This is a genomic window from Pseudothioclava nitratireducens (genome assembly GCF_029210495.1).
Classification (GTDB): domain Bacteria; phylum Pseudomonadota; class Alphaproteobacteria; order Rhodobacterales; family Rhodobacteraceae; genus Pseudothioclava; species Pseudothioclava nitratireducens.
In genome coordinates, this window is the sequence record NZ_JARGDK010000015.1 from 1 (window position 1) to 23,531 (window position 23,531).

The following is a 23,531-nucleotide window of genomic DNA, read 5'->3' on the forward strand; positions in this document are numbered from 1 at the left end:
GGTGGAGCAGCCCGGTAGCTCGTCAGGCTCATAACCTGAAGGTCGTAGGTTCAAATCCTACCCCCGCAACCAAAATAACAAAACAATTACAATACTCTAGCCTCGCAAAACGCGGGGCCGTGCGCGTTTGCCCCGAAGGCGAGGGAAACACGCTGGAAGCAAACGATCAAACGCCTCGAAAACCGCTTACAACACGGTCAAACTTCGTTGGTGGAAAGCCGAAACGGGATTTAAAGCTCTTCGAAAAATGCGCAACCGAACCGAAGCCACAGGCGGTTGCGACGTCGAGAAGGCTCATATCCGTGGTGCTCAGAAGGTTGCGGGCGCGATCGAGCCGCAGGCCTCGGTAATAATTGCCGGGTGTCTCCCCCAGAACCGAGAGGAACATCCGCTCGATATGGCGACGCGAATAGCCCGCGCGCTCGGCCAATTCCGGGAGCGACAGCGGGTCTTCGATATGGCTATTCATCAGGCCGACGACCGCAAGTAGCCCGGGATTGCGCGATTGGAGCAGGATCGCGGTGGAGCTGCGCTGTTCGGGTCTCGGACCGACCATCACCTTGCGCAGACACATATCTGAAACGATCCCGGCGAATTCGGCCCCGTGGTCCTGCTCAATGATCGAAAGCATCATATCGGTCGCCGCCGCCCCGCCACCGCAGGTCATCACCGCGCCGGCCCCTTCGAACAGCGCGGTCGTGGGGCGCAATTCCGGAAAGGTTTCACAAAAGGCGGGCTGGTTCTCCCAATGGAGCGTGAAAGCCCGGTCATTGAGAAGCCCGGCCTTGGCCAATGCGATTGCGCCGGTGCAGATCCCGCCGACCATACCACCAAAGCGTGCGTGCCGTTGCACCATCGAGACGATGGCCGGGGCGGTCGCGGCTTGCGGGGGATTGCCCGAGCACACGAAAAGCCGGGTCGCACGAGGCAGCGGGGCAATCCGCTGATTGACGCAGATCGAAATTCCCGAAGAGCTTGCGACCGGCTCTCCGGTTTCAGAGAGCACCTGCCAACGGTAGAGCGGTTTTTGCGACAGTTGGTTCGCAATGCGTAACGGATCGACCGCCGAACTGAACGCGAGGAGTGTGAAGCCGGGCACGAGGACAAACGCGTATTGCCGCGTCGGAGCATCCGTTTCGAGCGGAAAATAGGCCGCACCTTTCGGGACGATCGGATCTGAATGCACGCTGCCACCTCCGGAGTTCCGCACCGCGTTTGTCGTTTGTAGCCTATAGCAGGCCGTTTGAGGCAACGCATACGGTTTTCCCCTGCGCAAGGCTGTGCGCTGTAGCCCGGGCAAAGATTGCCAATAGCGGTTGATCGGGCTAAGCACCCATCGGAATTCCTCGCCGCGGGCCTTTACCGCTGCGGCAGGCCAGAGCCGGAAGCGGTCAACGAGGTCGGTTATGAGCGATGCAGCAGGCGGGCGTGTCCTGTTCGATCACGGTCCGCTGCCGGGCGGGACGCTGTTCGCACAGCCCGAGGCGATCATCCGTGCAGACACCCCCGAGGAGGTCGCCCCGGCCTTTGCCGCAATGGAGCGGGCGCGGGCCGAGGGGCGCTGGCTGGCCGGGTATGCAAGCTATGAATTGGGTTATCTTCTGACAGAGCGGCTTGTGCCGCTTTTGCCCGAGGCAAGGCCCGAGCCGCTCATGCTGTTCGGGGTGTTCGACGCGCCGCACAAGCCCGATCCCATGCCGGTACCGGGCGACGATGTCGGGTTTTCGGATTTCCGTCCGGCTTGGAAGGCCGCAGAGTATCGCGCCCCGTTTGAGCGAGTGACGGAGCTGCTCGCCGCCGGTGACATCTATCAGGCGAACCTCACCTTTCCGTTGGTCGCCGAGGCGCGCGGCGCGCCGGAGGCACTCTATGCGGCGCTCATCGCGCGGCAGTCGGTGCCTTATGGGGCCTTTGTCGATCTGGGCGGCCCGGTGCTTCTGTCGCGTTCGCCCGAGCTGTTTTTCCGCGTCGATGCGACAGGGAAGATCGAGACACACCCGATGAAAGGCACCCAGCCGCGTTCGCCCGATCCCGTGGTCGATGCCGAGCGCAAGGCGTGGCTGGCCGCTGACCCGAAGAACCGGGCCGAAAACCTGATGATCGTCGATCTTCTGCGCAACGACCTGTCGCGCGTTTCCGAGATCGGTTCAGTCAAGGTGCCGGAACTTTACAAGGTCGAGAGCTTTGCGACCGTGCATCAGATGATCTCTCGCATTGTCGCGCAGCTTGTCCCCGGAACCGGGCTGCTCGATCTGTTCACGGCGCTCTTCCCCTGCGGCTCTGTCACCGGCGCGCCGAAGATCCGCGCGATGGAGATCCTGCGTGAGCTTGAGGCCGGACCGCGCGGAGCCTATTGCGGCTCGATCGGCTGGATGGCTCCGAGTGGCGCGATGGAGTTCAACGTGGCGATCCGCACCATTGTGCTGGACGGGCAGGGCAAGGCGCGGCTCAATGTGGGCGGCGGCGTGGTTTATGACAGCACTGCACAATCGGAATACGAGGAGGCCCTGTGGAAAACGCGCTTCGCAACCTCTCTGACGCCGAACTGACGGCGTTCGAACTGATCGAGACCTTCGGCTTTCGACCCGGCCAAGGTTTCGTGCGGCTCGACCGTCATCTCGAACGGATGGCCCGGAGCGCCGCGGCGCTTGGATTGCCGTTCGACAAGGATGGGGCGCAGGCGGCCCTTGCAGAGATCGGCGGCGATGCCCCGCTGCGGGTGCGCCTTGCACTGCGGCTCGATGGACAGTTTTCGGTCACCACTGGCCCCCTCGCGCCCAACCCGCCGCAGTGGCGTTTCGAGATCTCCGAGGCGCGGCTGGACGCTGCCGATCCGTGGCTCAGGCACAAGACCACGCGCCGATGGCTTTATGACGCGACGCGGGCGGCGCTGCCCACCGGGGTGGATGAGGTGCTGTTCCTGAACACCGAAGGCGCGCTCTGCGAGGGGACGATCACCAACCTCTTCGTGCAACTGGATGGCACCTTGCTGACGCCACCCTTGGCCGCAGGGCTTTTGCCCGGCGTTCTGCGTGCTGAGTTGCTTGCTGCGCGCAAAGCGCGCGAGGCCGAACTGCGCCTTGCCGATCTGGAGAGGGCCGAGGCGATCTTCTTCGGGAATTCGCTGCGCGGTCTGATCCCGGCGCAGCTTATCCCGGATTTGTGGCTGCCCCAGCCGACGCGCTGAAAATGACGCAGGCCGCAAAGGACCGTGGTAGTCTTGCGCGGATTGCTCTAGAGAAGCGGCAACAATCGGAGATTTTGATGTGACCAACAGCACGCGCGCAGGTTTCGTGGCCCTGATCGGTGAGCCCAATGCCGGCAAGTCGACCTTGCTCAACCGGATGGTGGGGGCAAAGGTCTCGATCGTGACGCATAAGGTGCAGACCACCCGCGCCCGCATCCGGGGTGTGGCCATCGAGGGCGATGCGCAGATCGTTTTCGTCGATACGCCCGGCATCTTCCGCCCGCGCCGCCGACTTGACCGCGCGATGGTCACTGCCGCTTGGGGTGGCGCATCGGACGCGGATATCATCGTTCTGCTGATTGAGGCGCATCGCGGTCTGACCGAGGGCGTCAAGGCGATCCTCGCCGCGCTGAAGGAACGCGCGGGCGCACAGCCGGTCGCGCTTGCGATCAACAAGATCGACAAGATCAAGGCCGAGAAGCTGCTCGACCTTTCGGCGCAGATGAATGCCGAGTTCGACTTTGTGAAGACCTTTATGATCTCGGCCGAGCGCGGCTATGGCGTAGACGACCTGCGTGAATGGCTCGCGGGCGAGTTGCCCGAAGGCCCGTGGTATTACCCCGAGGATCAGATCGCCGATCTGCCGATGCGCCAGATTGCAGCCGAAATCACCCGCGAGAAGCTGACGCTGCGGCTCCATGAGGAGCTGCCCTATCAGCTCACCGTCGAGACCGAGAAATGGGAGGATCGCCCCGATGGCTCCACCCGGATCGACCAGCTCATCTACGTGATGCGCGACGGGCATAAGGGGATCGTGCTGGGCAAGGGGGGCGAGACGATCAAGGGGATTTCGACTGCCGCGCGCGAGGAAATGTCGGAGTTTCTGGGCCGGCCCGTGCACCTCTTCCTGCAAGTGAAAGTGCGTCCGAACTGGCTTGAAGAAGCCGAGCGCTATTCCGAAATGGGGCTCGATTTCAAGGATGGCGACTGAGCGATGAGCGCAGGGCGCCTGACCGCCGATCTCTGGGTGCGCGCCTATCTCAAGCGGCTCGAACTGGCCCATATCCCGGCCTATGTCACCCGGCGCGGTAATGCGGATGCGGGCGCGGTTCTGGTCAAATGCGCGACACTCGACGGGCAGGCGCGCGCCTATCAGCGCAGCTTTGACCTGATGACCGGCGCGCGCGAGTGGATGGTGCTGATCGAGGGGCCGGAGCGCGAGGTCGATGACAGCGTGCGCAAGCAGATTTCCTTTGATCCCGATCTCTGGGTGATCGAGTTGGAAAGCCGTGAGGGGCGCACGCTTCTGGAAGAAGAAGGCCTCAAGGACTGACTTCCCCTTTCGGCGCGGGGTCAATATCCTCGCTCTGCCGGGCGAAAAGCACCGGGCAAGAGGCGCGATGGACTGGCAAGACAGCGGCACGATCCTTTCGACCCGCCCGCATGGCGAGTCCTCGGCGATTGTCGAGATATTCACCGCCGAACACGGGCGGCATGCGGGCGTGGTGCGAGGCGGCGCCTCGCGCAAGATGGCGGCAGTCCTGCAACCCGGAAGCCATGTCGCGGTCGCCTGGCGCGCACGGCTCGAAGATCATCTGGGCAGTTTCACCATCGAGCCGGTGAAAAGCCGCGCGGGGGTTTTGTCGGATCGGCTGGCGCTTCTGGGGCTCAATTCGATCTGCGCGCTGTTGGGGTTCACCCTGCCCGAACGCGAGGCCCACCCGCAGCTTCATGCTGATACCGAGGCGCTCTTCGATGTGGTGGGCGAAGCGCTGGAGGGTTGGCCCGTCGATTACCTCCATTGGGAAATGTCGCTGCTGGAGGAACTCGGCTACGGGCTCGACCTGACCCGCTGCGCCGTGACGGGGACGCGCGACGATCTGGCATTCGTCAGTCCCAAAACGGGCCGTGCCGTCAGCCGCGAGGGGGCGGGTGAGTGGGCGCCGAAGCTTCTGCCGCTACCGCTTTGTCTCCTCGGGCAAGGTCCCGCAACGCTCACCGAAATCGGCGAGGGGTTGCGGCTCACGGGCTATTTCCTCGAGCAGAAGATCGCGCCGGAGCTGGGCCGCCGCCCGTTGCCCGCCGCGCGGCAAAGGCTGATCGACGCGCTCGCGCGTTAAGGGGCCGGGCGGTCGTCGAGACGCAACTGCATTAGCGTCAAGTCGAGCCAGCGCCCGAACTTCTTGCCGACCTGCGGCAACGTGCCGACCGCCTCAAAGCCAAGCCGTGCGTGCAGCGCGATCGAACCAGCGTTCTGCCCATCAATCGCGCCGATCATCACATGCTTGCCCGCCGCGCGCGCGTGCTCGATCACCCATTCCAGCATCGGAGTTCCAAGCCCGCGTCCGCGCGCATCCGAGTGGACGTAGACGGAATGCTCGACCGTCAGGTCATAGCCGTCCTTCGCGCGAAATGTCCCATAGCTCGCATAGCCCAGAACCCGCCCATCGCGTTCGGTAACGATGACCGGAAAGCCCGCTGCCTGTCGCTCGACGATCCACTCCGCACGCTCTGCCGCGTCGGTAAGGGTATCCGTCCAGATCGCGGCCAGATTGCGCACGGCATCGTTATAGATCTCGGCGATGGCGGGGGCGTCTTCGGGTCGGGCGTCACGGATCATGGGGGTCTCCTTCGTGCCAGAGATTGCCCGAACCTGCCGCATGCGCAACGAAAAACGGGGCCCGAAGGCCCCGTTCCGTTACGATTTTCCAAGTGTCAGCCGAGCAGGCGACGCGCGATGACCTGCGCCTGAATTTCGGCGGCACCCTCGAAGATGTTGAGGATGCGCGCGTCACACAGGATGCGCGAGATCTGGTATTCGAGCGCGAAGCCATTGCCGCCATGGATTTGCAGCGCATTGTCGGCTGCCGACCATGCGACGCGTGCCCCGAGCAGTTTCGCCATACCCGCTTCGAGGTCGCAGCGATGCCCGTGATCCTTTTCCCATGCCGAGAAATAGGTGAGCTGACGTGCGATCATGATCTCGACCGCCATCATGGCAAGCTTCGAGGCCACGCGCGGGAACTCGATCAGCGATTTGCCGAATTGCTTGCGGTCGATGGCGTATTGCATGCCGATCTCGCAGGCGGACTGGGCGACGCCCACGGCGCGCGCGGCGGTCTGGATGCGGGCGGATTCGAAGGTCTCCATCAGTTGCTTGAAGCCTTTGCCTTCTTCGCCGCCCAGCAGGTTCTCGCCCTTCACGCGGAAGCCGTCGAAGCCAAGCTCGTATTCCTTCATGCCGCGATAGCCGAGCACTTCGATCTCGCCGCCGGTCATGCCGGGCGTCGGGAACGGGTTGTCATCGGTGCCGGGCGTCTTTTCGGCTAGGAACATCGACAACCCGCGATAGTCGGTCGTGTTCGGGTCCGTGCGCGCAAGCAGCGTCATCACATGGGTGCGCTGGGCGTGGGTGATCCAGGTCTTGTTGCCGGTCACCACCCAGTCGTCGCCATCCTTGACGGCGCGGGTGCGCAGCGAGCCGAGGTCCGAGCCAGTGTTGGGTTCGGTGAAGACTGCGGTCGAGAGGATCTCACCCGAGGCAAGGCCCGGCAGCCATTTCTGCTTCTGCTCTTCGGTGCCGCCGCAGATGATCAGTTCCGCCGCGATTTCCGAGCGCGTGCCAAGCGAACCGACCCCGATATAGCCACGGGAGAGTTCCTCGGTCACGACGACCATCGAGGCCTTGGACAGGCCAAGCCCGCCGAATTCTTCGGGAATGGTCAGGCCGAACACGCCCAGTTCCGCCAGTTCCTCGATGATTTCCATCGGGATCAGTTCGTCCTTCAGGTGCCATTCATGCGCGTTCGGCTTCACGCGGTCTTCGGCATAGCGATAAAACTGCTCTCGGATCATTTCGAGGTCTTCGTCGAGGCCCGAATTGCCGAAGATCGAGCGGCCCTGCACGTCGCGCATCAGCGCCACCAGAGCCAGGCGCGCGGCATTGGTGTTACCGCCCGCGATGAGCGTCGCAGCCGCGTCCGACGGGGTCCAGTTCACGCCCATATCTGACAGGCGCACCATCTCGCCTTGGTTCATCTGGATGCCGCCCTGAATCTGGGCGAGGTATTCGCCAAAGCCGATCTGCACGATCAGCTTCTCCATCTCGCCGAACTTGCCTTCGTCCGACAGCCGCTTGGCCCAGCCATGAAGCTGTTCGAGCGATTGCTGATAGGTCGTCAGCCATGCGAGGCCATGCGCCTCGTATTGATGGGCTTCGAGCAGTGCGCCCGACACGCGGCCCTCCTGAACGGTCTTGGCGCGCAGCGCCCCGGTGGCCTGTTCGACCAGCGTTTTAAGCTCCGGCAGGGTCGCTTCGGTCAGCGCCAGAAGATCGGTGAGAACGGTATTTTTCGGCATATCGGCCCCATCATGCGCCATGAGTCGGTTTCCTTTTCTGCGAGTGCATTGTGCTTAGGCATTTTGCAGGCGCAGCGCAATAAAAATTCGCCCGGACGCCGCGTTCGGATCGAATGTGTCGCGGACGAAAAGGGCTGTGTGCGGCGAGATAGCGCGCTAAAAGCGTCTGACAACCCGGGGAGGGGCGATGTTCGGTCTGGAGATCTGGCAAGTGGCGCTGGCGGCGGGGTTCACCTTGTTCGCGGGCTTTGTGAAGGGCGCGGTCGGGTTTGCGATGCCGATGATCATGCTCTCGTCCTTTGGCTCGTTCCTGCCGGCGGAACTTGCACTGGCGCTGCTGATCGTGCCGACGCTGATTACCAATCTCGCGCAGGCGTTCCGGCAAGGTGTGGGCGCGGCCTGGGCCTCGGTGATGAAATATCGGCTGTTCATCGCGATGATCGTCATCTTCATTCCGATCAGTGCGGGCTTCGTGCGTGATATTCCGCAGCCGTTGATGTTCGCGATGCTGGGCCTTCCGATCGTGGCCTTCGCGGCCTTTCAACTGAGTGGTCGCCCGATGATGCTGCCGATCCATCACCGGCGGCGGGCCGAGATCGGTTTGGGCATCGTCGGAGGGCTTTATGGCGGGATCTCGGGGATCTGGGGGCCGCCGCTGATCCTGTATCTGCTCTCGATCCATGCCGAAAAGCAGGAGACCGTGCGTGTGCAGGGTGTCGTCTTCCTCTTGGGCGCTGTGGTTCTCACGGTCGCGCATATCGGGTCTGGGGTTCTGAATGCGCAGACCGCGCCGGCTTCGGCGCTCTTGGTGATCCCGGCGATGGTGGGGATGTGGCTGGGCTTTCGCGCGCAAGACCGTCTGGACGCAGCGCGGTTCCGGCGCTGGACCCTGATCCTGCTGCTGCTGACAGGGCTGAACCTGATCCGGCGCGCGCTGGTGGTCTAGGCGGCGACCGGCCCGCGATTGAGCGCGCGAACCGCACCCAGCGTCGTCACCTCGTAGCCGCGAATGATGCGGCGGGGGGTGGTCTTGTGCCGGGGCAGCGTGCCATCTTCGGCCAGCGCGGCGAGCGCGGTGGTCCGCGCCAACGCGGTCTGCTGTGCGAGACCACCGATTGCCAGGCTTTCGATCTGACAGCCATCCGCGATCAGCAGATGGTGCCCCGCGAGCAAAATCCCGTGCCAACTAAGGACATTCGGGCGCTCGGGTTGGAGCGCGGTGCAGCCATCCACAAGGTGGCGCGCCTCGGCCAGAACCTCGTTCTTGCCGAAGGTGTATTCGATTGCGGGACCGCCCACGACGACCCGGTGATAGGGCATGAGCCAGAGATTTTGCGTTTCCCCAAAATTCGGCGCGCACAGCCGAACCGGGCGCAGGCTACCGAGCGAGGGCAGGCTCACACGACCCGACCACAGCACTTCCTGCGGGCCAGCATCGACGGTTTCAACCACATCCCCGGCTTGGAGGCTCCCAGCAGGGCGGGTTCCGTTGGGCGTCTCGATCGGGGTCGAGGGCGCGAAGCACGCGCCGGGCCCGGCGGGCTGAACATGGTCGCCCATTGCCAGCCAATCCACCCTTGGCCCGATCCGCGCGGTTCCGGTTCCCGTTGCGAGCGCCTTCAGGTCGGCCAAGGGCATCGGCAACGGCGCCCGCCCCGCGCGCTGGCGCAAAGTGCCCCGGTTGAGGGCCTCCAGCGTCAGAAGGCTTTGACGGTTGGGGCCGTCCCATGACCATGTCAGCCGCATCTGCCCACCCGCCGCGATGTCGGCGGAGGCGTCGATCGAAAGCGCGTGAAACTCCTGTCCCTGACGCTGCACCAGCGCGATATGGCCGTCCTCGGTGAAGGACAGCGACAGGAAGCGCGGCCAGTCTTCACGCGTGCTCAGATGCAGAAGCGGAAGGATATTCGTCTCCCCCCGCATCAGCGAGAATTCTAGCATCAGACTGCCGCGGGCGAGCAGCCGGGGCAGCGCGCGCTCGGCCAGCCGGCAGGCACCCTCGCCGGGCATATGCGCGGCGAACCATCCGGAATCCTGACTATACGCGCTGGGGTGCTGCATGCGGGGCGGCTCCTTCAAGCGGCGCGGGATATCTGGCACAGGACCTGCGCCTCGTGCGCGCGCAGCATCCGGCGGGCGGCGGGGCTGTAGCCCTTGCCGGTGGCTGGGTCGAGCTCGGGGAAGAGCGCGCAGATCTCGGCCTGCACCTCGGCTTCGAGGCTGCCCATGACCTGCGGTCCGGGCAGGAAGCTCTCGCTCGGCATGCCCTCGGAGAAGATCACCTGATGGCGGTCGAACAGCAGATGCACATAGGTCACCTCGCCCCCTTCCTCGACCGTCACGGTGCGACCGTTCAAAAGGTCTTTGGCCGCGACCAGCACCTCTGGCTCCCCGAACAGCAGATCGGCCAGAACGTCACGCACCAACACCCGATGCTGCGGCGAGAGAAGCACATCGCGCTCGGCGCCAAAGCTGCCTGCCGCTATACGGATGGGCGCAAAATTCCCAAGCGCCGCGACGGTGCGGCTCCCGGCCCAGCGGATCGGCTGTGGACCCTCGTCCTGCGTCAGCACCAGATCGCCGGGGCGCAGACTCTCGACGGGGCGCATGCCCTCGGGCGTGTCGATCAGCGTCCCCGCGACGAAGCACGGCACGGTGTCGATTGTGACGAAGCCCACATCGGTGTCGCCGGTGGAACTCGTGACGGTGTAGGTGAACGCCTCGACATTCTCGTCGCCATCGGTGGTGACGGTGATCGTGCCATCCGCATTGAGCGTCACCACCTCGCCCGAGGCCAGCGTCACCGAGTCGCCCGCCGAGACCGCAATCCCGTTGATATGGGTGACTGACAGTGTCCCGCCGGTGGAGTTGAGGTCGTTGCCCAGCAGGTCGATGGTGCGGGTGCTGTTGGTGTCCATCCATTGATGGTCATCCATCGCGATCAGCGTCGTCTGCACCGAGTCCGCCGCGATCAGCACGTTCGAATCGTAGGAGGAGTCCGACACATCCGCGATACCGATGCGGATCGAGTTCACCTCGCCGGGGTTCACCGGGAAACTGATCGAGAGCGTAACGGTCAGCCCGTCCATCTCGGTGTTGTAGTCATCGCCCGTATTGTCGAGATAGAGGTTCTGGTTGTCGAGCGAGTTGATGTTGTTGACCGACGCATCACCGATCACCATGTCGACCGGCTGGCCGTTGACCCAGATCCCGACCATATCGAGATATTGAGAGTTGACGTATTCGGGGTATTCCTCGGAGGCGAAGGTGAGACTGATCGTCATCACATTGCCATCGGGAATGAAATCGACATCCAGAAGCGCCGCGTCATAGGTGTTCGCACCGGCGAGCGCGTTGAAATCGGGGTCGTTATTGACGCCCCCGGTGTTGGTCGAGGTGCTGCTGGACTGGTTGGTGTTGGTATTGCCGCCCCACCAGCTCGGAGAGTTGGTGTAGCTGCTTGCATAGCCCGTTGAAAGGATCACCCCGGTATCGCCGGGCGTTGCCCCCGGCGCCAGGCTGTCACCGTTCGAATAAATCGCAGAGGACCGCGGGTCGCCGGTATAGCTTGCGCTGACGACCGTGACCCCATCGCCAAAGATGGTCTGTGCCATCTGCATTGCACTGGCATTGGTGTTATAATTGAGTTCGGCTGTCGTCGCCATCCGTGCCTCCAATATCGCGGAGGCAGCGCAAACACTGCTTCAGGACGCCTGTGTCCTGACCTGAGATCGGGCCGATTTTCGGCCTCTGATTATGGATGGGCTTGTGCCCTGCTCGTGTTGCCCTGCCTCGGGACATTTATTTTTCCCAAGAATATGCCGCGCTTATGCCATTTAGGAACCCTTTTTTCGCCATGCCGGGATTGCGAGAGTTCGGGTGTCCCCTGTGCAACACCCCCCATCGCAGGGTCCGGCGCGCGATATTGTGCTCGGGCGCGCGCTTGTCTAAGCCTTGGGGCGTAAAGACAGGAGCGCCCATGCCGCAGCAACCGACGCCGCTCGATCCGGTGCAACTCACGGCCGATCTGATCCGCTGCCCCTCGGTCACGCCGGAGGAAGGGGGCGCGCTCGCGTTGCTCGAGGCGCATCTCGGCGCGGCGGGATTTGCCTGCACGCGCGTGGATCGCAATGGTGTGCCAAATCTCTTTGCACGCTGGGGTGCCAAAGGGGCCGCGCGCAGCTTTGGTTTCAACGGCCATACCGATGTGGTGCCGGTAGGCAACGAGGCCGCCTGGACCCATCCGCCGTTTTCGGGCGCCCTCGTGGACGGAGAGCTTTGGGGCCGCGGCGCGACGGACATGAAATCAGGCGTGGCGGCTTTCGTCGCGGCTGCGGTCGATTTCGTGCAAGAGACCCCGCCGGAGGGTGCCATCGTGATCGCAATCACCGGCGATGAAGAAGGCCCGGGCAAGGACGGCACGCTGGCGCTGCTCGACTGGATGCGCGCAGAGGGCGAGGCGATGTCGGTCTGCCTTGTCGGTGAGCCTACCTGCCCCGAGCACCTGGGCGATATGATGAAGATCGGACGGCGCGGTTCGGTCACATTCCGCATCACGGCGCGCGGGGTGCAGGGGCACGTCGCCTATCCGCACCGGGCGAACAACCCGCTCCACGCGCTGATCGACCTGCTGGGGCGGATGACGGCGGAGCCGCTCGATCAGGGGACCGAGCATTTCGACGCTTCGAGCCTTCAGGTCACCACTGTCGATTGCGGCAATCCGGCGAATAACGTGATCCCCGCCGAGGCGCGGGCGACGCTCAACATCCGGTTCAACGATCTCCATTCGGGGGCGTCTCTCACGACTTGGGCGCAAGAGCTGATCGATGCGGTTGCGGCTGAAACGGGCATCGCCTTCACCCTCGACGCCGACATTTCCGGCGAGAGCTTCATCACCCCGCCGGGGGAGTTCGTCGCACTGGTCGCCCGCGCGGTCGAGGCCGAGACGGGGCTCGTGCCCGAACTCTCGACTTCGGGCGGGACCTCGGATGCGCGCTTCATGAAGGACCATTGCCCGGTGCTTGAATTCGGGCTCGTCGGCAAGACCATGCACAAGGTCGATGAGCGGATCGAGACCGAACAGATCACGCGCCTCAAGGCGATCTATGCGCGTATCCTGCGCGAGTATTTCGCATGACCGACATCACCGAGACCCGCGATCTGGACACCTGCCGTGCGCTGCGCCGGACTGTGTTTATCGAAGAGCAGAACGTTCCCGAGGAAGAAGAATGGGACGGGCTGGATGCGGACGCGGTGCATCTTCTGGCGCGTGTCGATGGGCACCCGGTGGGGACCGCGCGGCTACTGCTCAAGGGCGAGACCGGCAAGATCGGGCGGGTCTGCGTGCTACGAGAAGCGCGCGGCACCGGACTGGGTGCTGCATTGATCCGCGAAGGCGAGGCGCGCCTGCGGGCGCTGGGCTGCACCCGGGCGCAGCTTGGCGCACAGTGTCACGCGATCCCCTTCTATGAAAAACTTGGCTTTTCCGCCTATGGACCCATTTACGACGATGCTGGCATCCCGCATCGTGACATGGAAAAGCCCCTCTGACCTCTCGCCGATGCGAGCCGGGGCATCGCCCCCACGCGGAGCAATGACGCGCCGCGCACCGCGTGTTAGGAAACCTGATGAGCACATTGCCGCAAATCCCGTCTCGCCAAGAGATTCTAGACTGGCTCTCGGAACACCCGGGCGCTTCCAGCAAGCGCGACATCGCCAAGGCCTTTGGCATCAAGGGCCCGCAAAAGGTCGAGTTGAAGCGTATCCTCAAGCAGATGGAGGATGAGGGGCTGCTGGCCAAGCGGCGGCGCTCTTATCACGACGCGGCGGGTCTGCCGCCGGTGACGGTGCTGCAAATCCTGCGGGCTGACAGTCAGGGCGACCTCTGGGCGCGGGCGCCGGAATGGTCGGGCGAGGGCGACGAGCCGGTTGTTCTGATGGTCACGAAATCGAGCGATCCGGCGCTGGGCGAGGGCGATCGGGTTCTGGCGCGCCTGACGGCGGTCGAGGGGCGCGGCTATGACTATGAGGGCCGCCTCATTCGCAAGATCGGGCAGGCCGCGCATCGCGTCGTGGGCATCTTCCGCAAGAGCGCCGAGGGCGGGCGTATCCAGCCCATCGACAAGGGCGCGGACAAGGAATGGCAGGTGTCTGCGGGCGACACGCTTGATGCCAAAGATGGCGAATTGGTCGAGGCCGAGCAAAGCGGTCCGAAGGGCCGTATGGGCCTGCCGCGCGCGCGGGTGATCGAACGGCTGGGTGATCCGAGCGCGCCGCGCGCCGTCTCGCTGATCGCGATCCACCAGCACGGCATCCCCGATGACTTCCCGGATGAGGTGATCGCCGAGGCCGATGCCGCCGTGCCTGCGACGCTCGATGGCCGCGAGGATCTGACCGAACTGCCCTTCGTCACCATTGACCCGGCGGATGCGCGCGACCGCGACGACGCCTGTCTGGCGATGCCGGACGATGACCCCAAGAACGAGGGCGGCCACATCCTTTGGGTCGCCATTGCCGATGTCGCGCATTACGTGACGCCCGGTTCCGCGCTCGACCGCGAGGCCCGCAAGCGCGGCAACTCCACCTATTTCCCGGACCGCGTCGTGCCGATGCTGCCGGATCGGCTCTCGGGCGACCTGTGTTCTCTGCATGAGCATGTGCCGCGCGCGGTGCTGGCGGTGCGGATGAAGATCGACTCCTTCGGCAACAAGATCGGCCATCGCTTCACGCGCGGCATGATCAACTCGGTCGCTTCGCTTGAATACAAGCAGGTGCAGGCCGCCCGCGATGGCGCGCCCGATGCCAAGACCGAACCGCTCCTCGAAGAGGTGATCGGGCCGATCTATGCCTGCTACGAGGCGCTCCTGCGCGCTCGGGCCAAGCGGCAGCCGCTGGAACTCGACCTGCCCGAGCGGCAGATCGTGATCGGCGAGGACGGCAAGGTCGCCTCGGTGAATTTCAAGGACCGGCTCGACGCGCACAAGCTGATCGAGGAATTCATGGTGCTGGCCAATGTCGCCGCCGCCGAGGAACTCGAACGGCTGCGTAAGCCGCTCCTCTATCGCGTCCACGAAGAGCCGAGCCCCGAAAAGATCGAGGCGCTCCGCGAAGTCGCGCAGGCCTCGGGCTTTACGCTCGCCAAGGGCCAGGTTCTCAAGACGCAGCATCTCAACAACCTGCTTGCGCAATCCGAAGGCAGCGAGTTCGACGAACTCCTGAACATCAGCACGCTGCGCTCGATGACGCAGGCCTATTACCACCCGCAAAACTACGGGCATTTCGGGCTGGCGCTGCGCTCCTATGCGCATTTCACCTCGCCGATCCGGCGCTATTCGGATCTGATCGTGCACCGGGCGCTGATCGCCGGACATGGCTGGGGCAAGGATGGGCTGAGCGCGGCCGAGGTCGAGATGCTCGAAGAGACGGCGCAGCATATCTCCGAGACCGAGCGCCGTTCGATGCTGGCAGAGCGCGACACGACCGACCGTTACCTCGCCGCCTATCTGAGCGAGCGCGTGGGGGCCGAGTTCCGGGGGCGCATCTCGGGCGTGCAGAAGTTCGGGGCCTTCGTAAAGCTCGATGAGACCGGCGCCGACGGGCTGATCCCGATCCGTGAGATCGGGCGGGAGTTCTTCCATTTCGACCGCGAAGCGCAGCAACTGATCGGCGCGGATACCGGGCTGACCATCGGCATCGGTCAGCGGGTTCTGGTGCGCCTTGCCGAGGCGGTGCCGATGACCGGGGGGCTGATGCTCGAACTTCTCGAAATCGAGGGGGCAGCGATGCCGTCCGGGCGGCGCGGCGGCAAGAAGCCGGGGATGCGGGTGCCGCGCAAGCCGGGGGCTGCGCGTTCGAAAGAGCGCGCCAAGGCGCGCAAGGTCAAACGCACGCGGCGCAAGTAAGGCTAGAGCATCCACTCGATCGGAAGGCGCTGGGCGATCCCGAGGATCACCCGCGAGCCGATGGAGGCATTCGGCTCATGGCGCAGTGCGGGCTGGCCGGGGCGGTGCCACATCAGCCGGCCGCCAAGGGGGGCCAGTTTGACCTCCCATGCGCGCTCGGGAATGTAGTGCTCGAACGCGTCCGATATCTCGGCCGCGAGTTCCGGCGAGCTAACGACCAGCCCGTTCTCGGTATTGAGCCGCATCGAGCGGGGGTCGAAGTTGAACGAGCCGACGAACACCCGCACACGATCCACGGCAAAGACCTTGGCGTGCAGCTTGTTGCGCGAGAAGGGCGAGGTGCCCTTGATACGGCGCGAGATGAAATCACCGGGCGTGCGGCGGGTCTCGGCGTCCGGGGCGTATTCGAAAAGCTGGATACCCGCGCGCAGAAGCGGGCGGCGGCGATGAGCATACCCGGAATGAACCAACGGCACATCGGTCGCGGCAAAGCTGTTGGTGAGAACCTTGACGCGAATGCCCGCCTTCGCAAAGCGGGCGAGCGCCTTGGTCCCCTGTCGTGTCGGCACGAGATAGGGGGTCATGAGAACCAGCTCTTCGCGGGGCTGGCCGAGCGTCTTGCGCAGCGCGTGCCATAAAAGATCGGACCCGCGCCGCCCGCCATGGATTTTGTCCGGCGGGTCCGACAGGAAATGTGCCTCGGCAAAGATCGGCTCGGGGGCGTCGGGGCCGAGGATCAGCGCGCCGGCCCGTGCCGCGGCAAGGCTCTCGCGGTAGGCCGCCGCTTCGAGACGTGACAGGCGCGCGGCCTCTCCGGCGCGCAGGGCCTCGGCGCGGGCCTCCGAGACCGGACGCAAGAGCAACGGGGCGGGCAGCGAAGCAGGGGTATTCCAGAAGGCATCGAAGGCGCGGGCAATGTCGGACACGACCGGGCCGGCCACGGCCAGATCGAGATCCATATAGAGCCCGCCCGGCGCGAAATTGTTGAAGTAGTCGTCGCCTACATTGCGTCCGCCGACGATAGCGATGGTGCCATCCACGACCATCGCCTTGTTATGCATCCGCCGGTTCAGCCTGCGGAAATCGGAGAGGTAGCCCAGAACCCGCGCGCCGCGGATCGGGAACGGGTTGAAGAGCCGCACTTCGATATGCTCGCGCCGCGCAAAGGCCGAGAGTGTCTCGTCGAGCCCCGCCGTGCCGTTGTCGTCGAGGAGCAGTCGCACGCGCACGCCTCGCGCTGCTGCCCGGCGTAGCGCGTCTAGCATCAGCGCGCCCGCGATATCGTTCTGCCAGATGTAATATTGCAGGTCGATTGCGGTTTCGGCGGCCTCGATCAGTTCCAGCCGCGCCGCGAGCGCGTCAAGCGGATCGGTCAGCGGATGGAGCGCGCATTGGCCCGGCCGATCCTGGAGAGGGGCCGCGAAAGCGCGCGGAATCGTGGCGTCTGAAGGGGCGATCAGGGCGGTGGAATGCGGATGGGGACCACGGGGGCGCGGATGGGTCAGGCGCGCGACCAAGAGCGTCAGCCCCGCCGCGACGAGCGCGGCGACTGCGATCATCGCCATGAGCAGGGTCAGCCCGAAGTGCATCACTCCACTCTGGCGCGCGGCGCGGCGCAGTCAAGCGCGCAACGAAAAGGCCGGGCGCAATGGCCCGGCCTTGTCGGTTCACTGTCCGGAATTCTTAGCCGATCGCTGCGGCTTTGACGTCCTCGTCGATATAGGGGACGTATTGGGCGAAGTTATCCGAGAACATCTTGACCAGCTTCGCGGCTTGCGCGTCGAAGGCGGCCTTGTCGTCCCAGGTGCGGCGCGGATCGAGCAGCACGTCCGAGATGCCCGGAACCGAAACCGGCACTTCGAAGCCGAAATTCGGATCCTTGCGGAACTCGACATCATTCAGCGAGCCATCGAGCGCAGCGGTCAGCAGCGCGCGGGTGGCGCGGATCGGCATACGCGAGCCGGTGCCGAAGGCGCCGCCGGTCCAGCCAGTGTTCACCAGCCAGCAGCTCGACCCGAATTCCGCGATCTTGGCTTGCAGGAGCTTGCCATAGACCTCGGGGCGGCGCGGCATGAAGGGCGCGCCGAAGCAGGTCGAGAAGGTCGGGATCGGCTCGGTGACGCCCACTTCGGTGCCCGGAGTCTTCGAGGTGAAGCCCGAGAGGAAGTGATACATCGCCTGCGCGGGCGTGAGGCGCGCGATGGGCGGCAGCACGCCATAGGCGTCGCAGGTCAGCATGATCACGTTCTTCGGGTGGCCGCCAAGCGCGCTTTCCGAAGCGTTCGAGATGTAGTGCAGCGGGTAGGCGCAGCGCATGTTGTCGGTGATCGAGTTGTCCTCGAAGTCGAGATCGAGGGTCTCGGGGTCGAACACCATATTCTCGACCACGGTGCCGAATTTCGACGTGGTGGCGTAGATTTCCGGCTCGGCCTCGGCCGAGAGGTTGATCGTCTTCGCGTAGCAGCCGCCTTCGAAGTTGAAGGTGCCTTTTTCCGACCAGCCATGCTCGTCATCGCCGATCAGCGTGCGCGAGGGATCGGCCGAGAGCGTGGTCTTGCCGGTGCCCGACAGGCCGAAGAACACGGCGGTGTCGTCCGGGTTGCCGATCGCATGGTTGGCCGAGCAGTGCATCGCCATCACGCCCTTGCCGGGCAGGATGTAGTTGAGCAGCGTGAAGACCGATTTCTTGTTCTCGCCCGCGTAAGCGGTGTTGCCGATCAGGATCAGCTTCTTCTCGAAGTTGAGCGCGATCACGGTTTCCGAACGGCAGCCATGACGCTCGGGGTCGGCCTTGAAGCTCGGGCAGTTGATGATCGTGAACTCGGGCGCGAAGGTGTCGAGTTCCGCGCGCTCGGGGCGGCGGAGCATGGTGCGGATGAACAGCCCGTGCCAGGCAAGCTCGGTTACGACGCGCACGTCGAGGCGGTGCTCCGCATCCGCGCCGCCGTAGAGGTCCTGCACGAAATAGTCGCCGCCTTTCATGTGCTCGAGCATGTCGGCATGAAGCTGGTCGAACTTCGCCGGGTCCATCGGCGCATTGTTTTCCCACCAGATCGTGTCCTCGACGCCGGGCGTGCGGACCACGAATTTGTCTTTGGGGGAGCGACCGGTATGGGCGCCGGTGGTGCAATAGAATGCGCCGCCTTTACCAAGCGTCCCTTCGCCGCGCTTGAGCGCGGTTTCGATCAGTGCCGGTTCGAGAAGGTTGTAATAGACATTGCCCAGACCAGTGATGCCTTGATCTTCCAGGCGGTTCGCCGGGTTCACGCGTCCAATGCTCATGTGTAGCTCCCGATGCCGTTGCGCGGCTGACTGTTCGGTTCCTCCCGGCATCCCGGGCCATGGGAATACCGATCCGGTCGCCCCGATAGGCCGGGCCGCCGAATAGGCGCCCTATAGCATGCCGTTTCAGGGATGGAACAGAACGGTTTGCCGCAGTTAGCGCAACCATCTGAACTTTAGCGCCACCATGACTGAAAGGTGAGACATATTAGTCAAACCTTCGGTTTTTTCGCCGCAAATGATTCGCGTGGACCGGATGATTCGCACATCTGTGTTGATTCCAGCCTGCGGAACACGGAATATGGCGGGAAAATAATCATAGAGCAGTATGGGGTGCCGCACATGTCGAGGATCGCGCTGGTCGATGACGACCGCAATATTCTTACGTCGGTGTCGATGACCTTGGAGGCCGAAGGCTTCGAAGTCGAGACCTATAACGACGGTCAGGCCGCATTGGAGGCGTTCAACAAGCGTCTGCCGGACATGGCCGTTCTGGACATCAAGATGCCGCGGATGGATGGCATGGATCTGTTGCAGCGCTTGCGCCAGCGGACCACGATGCCGGTGATCTTCCTGACCTCCAAGGATGACGAGATCGACGAGGTTCTCGGCTTGCGCATGGGCGCGGACGACTATGTGAAAAAGCCGTTCTCGCAGCGTCTTCTGGTCGAACGCATCCGCGCGCTTCTGCGCCGGCAGGAAGCGATCGCGGGCAATGAGGTGGAAACCTCGGATGAGCACAAGGTGATCGTGCGCGGCAATCTGACCATGGACCCGCTGCGTCATTCGGTGAGCTGGAAGGGCAAGGAAGTCACGCTGACGGTGACGGAATTTCTGTTGCTTCAGGCGCTTGCACAGCGTCCGGGCTTCGTGAAGTCGCGCGATCAGCTGATGGATGTGGCCTATGACGATCAGGTCTATGTCGATGACCGGACCATCGACAGCCATATCAAGCGGCTGCGCAAGAAGATGCGGACCGCCGATGACGATTTCTCGGCCATCGAAACGCTGTATGGCATCGGCTATCGTTACAACGAAGAATGACGGTTGCAGGACGCATAGCATTGAGACGGTCTAAAGGCGCGCGCCGGAAACGCTCTCGGACGGATATCGTTCTGGGGGAGGATTGGGTCGCCCCCGAAAGCGTTCTGGATGCCGACCTCAATGCGGGGCGGCAAAAGCGGGGCATGATCTCGCTCAACCGTTCGCCGCTGGCGCGCAAGATCATCACCTTCAACCTTCTCGCCATGATCGTGATGGTGGCGGGGGTGCTTTACCTCAACCCGTTCCGTCAGAGCCTCGTGCTACAGCGCGAAAGCGCGATCGTCTCGGAGGCTGAGCTGATCGCCGATGTGTTCGAGGCGCGGATGCCCAAGGTGGCGCCGGTGAACCTCATGGTCGGGGATGGCATCGACGTGGCCGACACGCTGTCGGGGATCGAATTGCCCGAGGGCAGCACGCTTTACGTGTTCGACATGACCGGGCAGCTCATCATCAGTTCGCGCGACGTCCAGACCGCCGAACGCGAGTCGGCCGAAGGGCTTGGGATCGACCACCGCTCGACGCTCATCACCGACCTGCTCAACTCCGTCTGGGAGGGGCTGTCCGCGCTCACCTCGCATGACGACCTGCCGGTGATGCAGGGCGATCCGCAATCGAATATTGCCGAACTGGTGGGGCGTGTCGCCCCACAGACGACGCAGATGGTCACCTCGCGCACGCCCTCGGGCGACACGGTCTTCTCGGTTGCGACGGGTCTCTATCAAGGGGACCGGATGGTCGGCACCATTGCTCTGACCTCTGCTGCGGGCGAAATCGAGCAACTGGTCCGGGTCGAGCGCGAGCAGGTGCTCCAGATGTTCGTCATCGCGATCATCGTCTCGATCGGCCTCAGCCTCGTGCTCGCCTCGACGATCGCCAACCCGCTCTCGGATCTGGCGGCTGCGGCGGAGATCGGGCGCGATAAGAACGCCCGCAAGATGAGTCCGACGCGCGTCCGCATCCCCGATCTGACCGCGCGCCCTGACGAAATCGGCCGCCTGTCGGGTGCGATGCGCGGGATGGTCGCGGCGCTCTATGACCGGATCGACGCCAATGAACAATTCGCTGCCGATGTCGCCCATGAAATCAAGAACCCGCTGGCGAGTTTGCGCTCGGCCGTGGCCTCGCTGCATATGGTCAAGAAAGAGGAGCATCGCACCAAGTTGCTCGATGTGATCGACCACGATGTGCGGCGGCTGGATCGTCTTGTGTCCGATATTTCCAACGCCTCGCGTCTCGACTCCGAGCTGGTGAAGGAAGAGGAAGAGACCTTCGATCTCTTGAAGATGGTCACCAACCTGACCGAGTTCCTCGGCCAGCAGGCGCGCGAAAAGGGCGTCGAGTTCATCACCGATCTGCCCTCCAGCCCGATCATGTTCACCGGTCTTGAAGGGCGTCTGGCGCAGGTGTTCGTCAATCTCATCACCAACGCGATTTCCTTCTGCGAGGATGGCGATGCCGTGCGTGTCTGGGCGCGGCGGCGCGACAATCGGGTGCTGGTCGTGGTCGAAGATACCGGCCCCGGCATCCCCGAAGAGGCGCTGACTAAGGTGTTCAAGCGGTTCTATTCCGAGCGGCCCGAGGGGCAGTTCGGGGACCATTCGGGCCTTGGTCTTGCGATCTCCAAGCAGATCGTGGAGGCCCATGGCGGCGTGATCTGGGCCGAGAATATTCGCCCGACGGATGCCGACATCACCTCCGAGCCGCTGGGTGCCCGCTTTGTGGTGGGTCTCCCGATTTGAGCGGGCAGCCCGCCGCGCGCGCCGAACAGACCCTTCACGCGAGTTGCGTCGCGCTCGATGCGCAGCGGGCGGTGCTGATCCTCGGGGCGTCCGGTGCGGGTAAATCCTCTCTTGCATTGCGGTTGATGGCGCTGGGCTGTGCGCTTGTGGCGGATGATCGGGTGCATCTGATGGCCGCGGAGGGCGCGGTCTGGGCCACGGCTCCCGCGCCGCTCTTGGGGAAGATCGAAGCGCGCGGTGCGGGCCTCCTGGCCGCCGAAGCGCTGCCTCGGGCGCGCATTGCGCTGGTCGTCGATCTGGCACAGGAAGAGTCCGAGCGGCTGCCGCCAGAGCGCCAATATGTGATCTGCGGTGAAGCACTGCCGCTTATTCTGCGCTTGCACAGTGCGGTTATAGATGCTGCAATCCTTCAATATCTGAAGGGCGGGAGAGTCGCGTGAGCGAGGCGGTGAAAACCGACACCCCCACCGCGCAACGCGTTGTGCTGGTGACGGGGCCATCCGGGGCGGGGCGGACGACGGCCATCGCCGCGCTTGAAGACCTTGGCTATGAGACGATCGACAACCTGCCGCTGAGCCTCGTGCCGCGACTTCTGGGCGGTCCCGCCGAACGGCCCATCGCGCTGGGCATCGATGTGCGCAACCGCGACTTCTCGGCCACCGCCCTGATCGAGCTGATCGACAGCCTGACCCGTGCCCCCGAGGTGACGCTCGAGGTGCTGTATCTCGATGCGCGGCCCGAAGTGTTGGAGCGCCGCTACTCGGAAACGCGCCGCCGCCATCCGCTGACCCAGATCGAGGCCCCGAAAGAGGGCATCTTGCTGGAGATCGACATGCTGGCGCCGATCCGGGTCCGGGCGGATGTGCTGATCGACACCTCCGCGATGACGCCGCACGAGGCCCGCGCCGAGGTTTCGCGCTGGTTCGATCTGGGGCGCGTGGCACGGCTTGGGGTGTCCGTGCATAGTTTCAGCTACAAACGCGGCGTGCCGCGCGGGCTCGATCTGATGTTCGACTGCCGGTTTCTCGCCAATCCGCACTGGGTCGAGGCGCTGCGCCCGCAAGACGGACGGAGCCCCGATGTGGCGGGTTACGTGGCCTCGGATCCGCGCTATGCGGAACTGATCGAGCGGGTCATGGGGCTCTTGCTTTTTGTGTTGCCCGCGCATGTCGAAGAAGGCCGTACGCATCTCTCGGTGGGCTTTGGCTGCACAGGTGGGAAACACAGGTCGGTTGCCGTTACGGAAACCATTGCCAAGGCCCTTGCGGAGGCCGGTTGGCAGGTGTCTAAACGGCATAGGGAGTTGGAACGGCGGACCGAAGGTCTGGCCGGGGTGAAGACGGGAAGCAGCGCGTGATCGGGATCGTGATCGTCGCACATGGGGGGCTCGCGCGCGAATATCTCGCCGCCGTCGAGCATGTCGTGGGGCCGCAGGACGGCATCCGCGCGATTACCATCGAAGATGACCATGACCGCGCCAAAAAACAGGCCGAGATCCGAGCCGCTGCCGATGCCGTCGATACGGGTGACGGCGTTGTGGTCGTGACCGACATGTTCGGGGGGTCCCCCTCCAATCTCAGTCTGCTGGCCTGCGAGCATTGCGAACGCGAGATCATTTATGGCGCGAACCTGCCTCTTCTGATCAAACTGGCGAAGTCGCGCAGTCTGAGCGTGCATGCCGCGGTCGAGGCCGCGCTGGATGCCGGGCGTAAATATATCAACAGCTTTTCGGTCTGCGGGGTGAAGTAATGGCAGCACGTGTTCTCAAGATCGTCAACGAAAAGGGGCTGCATGCGCGCGCATCGGCCCGGTTCGTCGAGGTCGTCGAGGATCACAATGCCCGCGCCGAGGTCGAAAAGGACGGGATGTCCGTATCCGGGGATTCGATCATGGGCCTGCTGATGCTGGCGGCGTCGCGCGGCACCTCGATCAACGTCACCACAAGCGGGGCCGAGGCAGATGCGCTGGCTGACGCGCTTGAGGCGTTGGTTGCAGACAAGTTCGGCGAGGACAACTGAG

General features: G+C 64.0%; 22 protein-coding genes. 15 read left to right on the top strand and 7 right to left on the bottom strand.

Going from position 1 to position 23,531, the window contains the following annotated elements:
• Nucleotides 1-166: 166 nt before the first annotated feature.
• Entirely contained in the window at nucleotides 167-1,186 is a 1,020-nt protein-coding gene (locus tag P0X85_RS14100; protein ID WP_275814702.1) for a GlxA family transcriptional regulator, read from the bottom strand.
• 220 nt (nucleotides 1,187-1,406) lie between these two features.
• Here P0X85_RS14100 and P0X85_RS14105 point away from each other — a divergent pair, with 220 nt between their 5' ends.
• The 5 genes from P0X85_RS14105 (at nucleotide 1,407) to recO (ending at nucleotide 5,307) form a co-directional block, all read left to right on the top strand.
• Nucleotides 1,407-2,549 carry an aminodeoxychorismate synthase component I gene (locus P0X85_RS14105; RefSeq protein ID WP_275814704.1) on the top strand — a complete coding sequence of 381 codons (1,143 nt, stop codon included), beginning with the start codon at nucleotides 1,407-1,409 and terminating at the stop codon, nucleotides 2,547-2,549.
• Nucleotides 2,510-3,187 (top strand): aminotransferase class IV family protein, encoded by a 678-nt coding sequence (locus P0X85_RS14110; RefSeq protein WP_275814708.1) that lies wholly within the window; start codon nucleotides 2,510-2,512, stop codon nucleotides 3,185-3,187. The genes P0X85_RS14105 and P0X85_RS14110 overlap by 40 nt, the downstream gene beginning before the upstream one ends.
• A gap of 79 nt (nucleotides 3,188-3,266) precedes the next feature.
• Nucleotides 3,267-4,178: a GTPase Era gene (gene era / locus P0X85_RS14115; RefSeq protein WP_275814711.1), complete on the top strand. Its 912-nt coding sequence runs from the start codon at nucleotides 3,267-3,269 to the stop codon at nucleotides 4,176-4,178.
• Nucleotides 4,179-4,181: 3 nt separating this feature from the next.
• Nucleotides 4,182-4,520, top strand: a complete 339-nt coding sequence (locus P0X85_RS14120) for a DUF1491 family protein (protein ID WP_275814714.1) — start codon at nucleotides 4,182-4,184, stop codon at nucleotides 4,518-4,520.
• A 67-nt stretch (nucleotides 4,521-4,587) separates the two neighbouring features.
• Nucleotides 4,588-5,307 (top strand): DNA repair protein RecO, encoded by a 720-nt coding sequence (gene recO, locus P0X85_RS14125; protein WP_275814717.1) that lies wholly within the window; start codon nucleotides 4,588-4,590, stop codon nucleotides 5,305-5,307.
• On the opposite strand, the gene P0X85_RS14130 is transcribed toward recO, so the two are convergent.
• Nucleotides 5,304-5,807: a GNAT family N-acetyltransferase gene (locus tag P0X85_RS14130; protein WP_275814719.1), complete on the bottom strand. Its 504-nt coding sequence runs from the start codon at nucleotides 5,805-5,807 to the stop codon at nucleotides 5,304-5,306. The two genes, recO and P0X85_RS14130, sit on opposite strands and share 4 nt — an antisense overlap.
• 95 nt (nucleotides 5,808-5,902) lie before the next feature.
• Nucleotides 5,903-7,567 carry an acyl-CoA dehydrogenase family protein gene (locus P0X85_RS14135; protein ID WP_275814722.1) on the bottom strand — a complete coding sequence of 555 codons (1,665 nt, stop codon included), beginning with the start codon at nucleotides 7,565-7,567 and terminating at the stop codon, nucleotides 5,903-5,905.
• A 166-nt stretch (nucleotides 7,568-7,733) separates the two neighbouring features.
• Here P0X85_RS14135 and P0X85_RS14140 point away from each other — a divergent pair, with 166 nt between their 5' ends.
• On the top strand, nucleotides 7,734-8,492 hold the full coding sequence (locus P0X85_RS14140) for a sulfite exporter TauE/SafE family protein (protein ID WP_275814725.1): 759 nt from the start codon (nucleotides 7,734-7,736) through the stop codon (nucleotides 8,490-8,492).
• Here P0X85_RS14140 and P0X85_RS14145 read toward each other — a convergent pair.
• Both P0X85_RS14145 and P0X85_RS14150 read right to left on the bottom strand, forming a co-directional pair.
• Entirely contained in the window at nucleotides 8,489-9,607 is a 1,119-nt protein-coding gene (locus P0X85_RS14145) for a Hint domain-containing protein (RefSeq protein ID WP_275814728.1), read from the bottom strand. The genes P0X85_RS14140 and P0X85_RS14145 overlap by 4 nt on opposite strands.
• A 14-nt stretch (nucleotides 9,608-9,621) precedes the next feature.
• Entirely contained in the window at nucleotides 9,622-11,211 is a 1,590-nt protein-coding gene (locus P0X85_RS14150; protein WP_275814731.1) for a Hint domain-containing protein, read from the bottom strand.
• 314 nt (nucleotides 11,212-11,525) lie between these two features.
• Between P0X85_RS14150 and dapE the strand changes: the two genes are divergently transcribed.
• The 3 genes from dapE (at nucleotide 11,526) to rnr (ending at nucleotide 15,447) form a co-directional block, all read left to right on the top strand.
• Nucleotides 11,526-12,683 (top strand): succinyl-diaminopimelate desuccinylase, encoded by a 1,158-nt coding sequence (gene dapE, locus P0X85_RS14155; RefSeq protein ID WP_275814734.1) that lies wholly within the window; start codon nucleotides 11,526-11,528, stop codon nucleotides 12,681-12,683.
• On the top strand, nucleotides 12,680-13,096 hold the full coding sequence (locus P0X85_RS14160) for a GNAT family N-acetyltransferase (RefSeq protein ID WP_275814738.1): 417 nt from the start codon (nucleotides 12,680-12,682) through the stop codon (nucleotides 13,094-13,096). Before dapE ends, P0X85_RS14160 begins: the two co-directional genes overlap by 4 nt.
• A gap of 86 nt (nucleotides 13,097-13,182) precedes the next feature.
• Entirely contained in the window at nucleotides 13,183-15,447 is a 2,265-nt protein-coding gene (gene rnr, locus P0X85_RS14165) for a ribonuclease R (protein ID WP_275814810.1), read from the top strand.
• A 2-nt stretch (nucleotides 15,448-15,449) separates the two neighbouring features.
• Here the strand turns inward: rnr and P0X85_RS14170 are convergent, their stop codons facing one another.
• Both P0X85_RS14170 and P0X85_RS14175 read right to left on the bottom strand, forming a co-directional pair.
• Entirely contained in the window at nucleotides 15,450-17,036 is a 1,587-nt protein-coding gene (locus tag P0X85_RS14170; protein WP_275814740.1) for a phospholipase D-like domain-containing protein, read from the bottom strand.
• A 94-nt stretch (nucleotides 17,037-17,130) separates the two neighbouring features.
• Entirely contained in the window at nucleotides 17,131-18,729 is a 1,599-nt protein-coding gene (locus tag P0X85_RS14175) for a phosphoenolpyruvate carboxykinase (protein WP_275814743.1), read from the bottom strand.
• Nucleotides 18,730-19,071: 342 nt separating this feature from the next.
• On the opposite strand from P0X85_RS14175, the gene P0X85_RS14180 reads away from it, so the two are divergent.
• The 6 genes from P0X85_RS14180 to P0X85_RS14205 are packed head-to-tail and all read left to right on the top strand — an operon-like array spanning nucleotide 19,072 to nucleotide 23,530.
• Nucleotides 19,072-19,773 (top strand): response regulator transcription factor, encoded by a 702-nt coding sequence (locus P0X85_RS14180; RefSeq protein WP_275814746.1) that lies wholly within the window; start codon nucleotides 19,072-19,074, stop codon nucleotides 19,771-19,773.
• The gene (locus P0X85_RS14185) at nucleotides 19,770-21,512 is read left to right on the top strand and encodes a sensor histidine kinase (protein WP_275814749.1); all 1,743 of its coding nucleotides are present in this window, start codon (nucleotides 19,770-19,772) and stop codon (nucleotides 21,510-21,512) included. Before P0X85_RS14180 ends, P0X85_RS14185 begins: the two co-directional genes overlap by 4 nt.
• The gene (locus P0X85_RS14190; RefSeq protein WP_275814752.1) at nucleotides 21,509-21,952 is read left to right on the top strand and encodes an HPr kinase/phosphorylase; all 444 of its coding nucleotides are present in this window, start codon (nucleotides 21,509-21,511) and stop codon (nucleotides 21,950-21,952) included. Before P0X85_RS14185 ends, P0X85_RS14190 begins: the two co-directional genes overlap by 4 nt.
• Complete coding sequence (rapZ, locus tag P0X85_RS14195) at nucleotides 21,949-22,869, top strand: RNase adapter RapZ (RefSeq protein WP_275814755.1); 921 nt, start codon at nucleotides 21,949-21,951, stop codon at nucleotides 22,867-22,869. Before P0X85_RS14190 ends, rapZ begins: the two co-directional genes overlap by 4 nt.
• Nucleotides 22,866-23,261 (top strand): PTS sugar transporter subunit IIA, encoded by a 396-nt coding sequence (locus P0X85_RS14200; protein WP_275814758.1) that lies wholly within the window; start codon nucleotides 22,866-22,868, stop codon nucleotides 23,259-23,261. Before rapZ ends, P0X85_RS14200 begins: the two co-directional genes overlap by 4 nt.
• The gene (locus tag P0X85_RS14205) at nucleotides 23,261-23,530 is read left to right on the top strand and encodes an HPr family phosphocarrier protein (protein ID WP_275814762.1); all 270 of its coding nucleotides are present in this window, start codon (nucleotides 23,261-23,263) and stop codon (nucleotides 23,528-23,530) included. The genes P0X85_RS14200 and P0X85_RS14205 overlap by 1 nt, the downstream gene beginning before the upstream one ends.
• Nucleotide 23,531 lies beyond the last annotated feature (1 nt).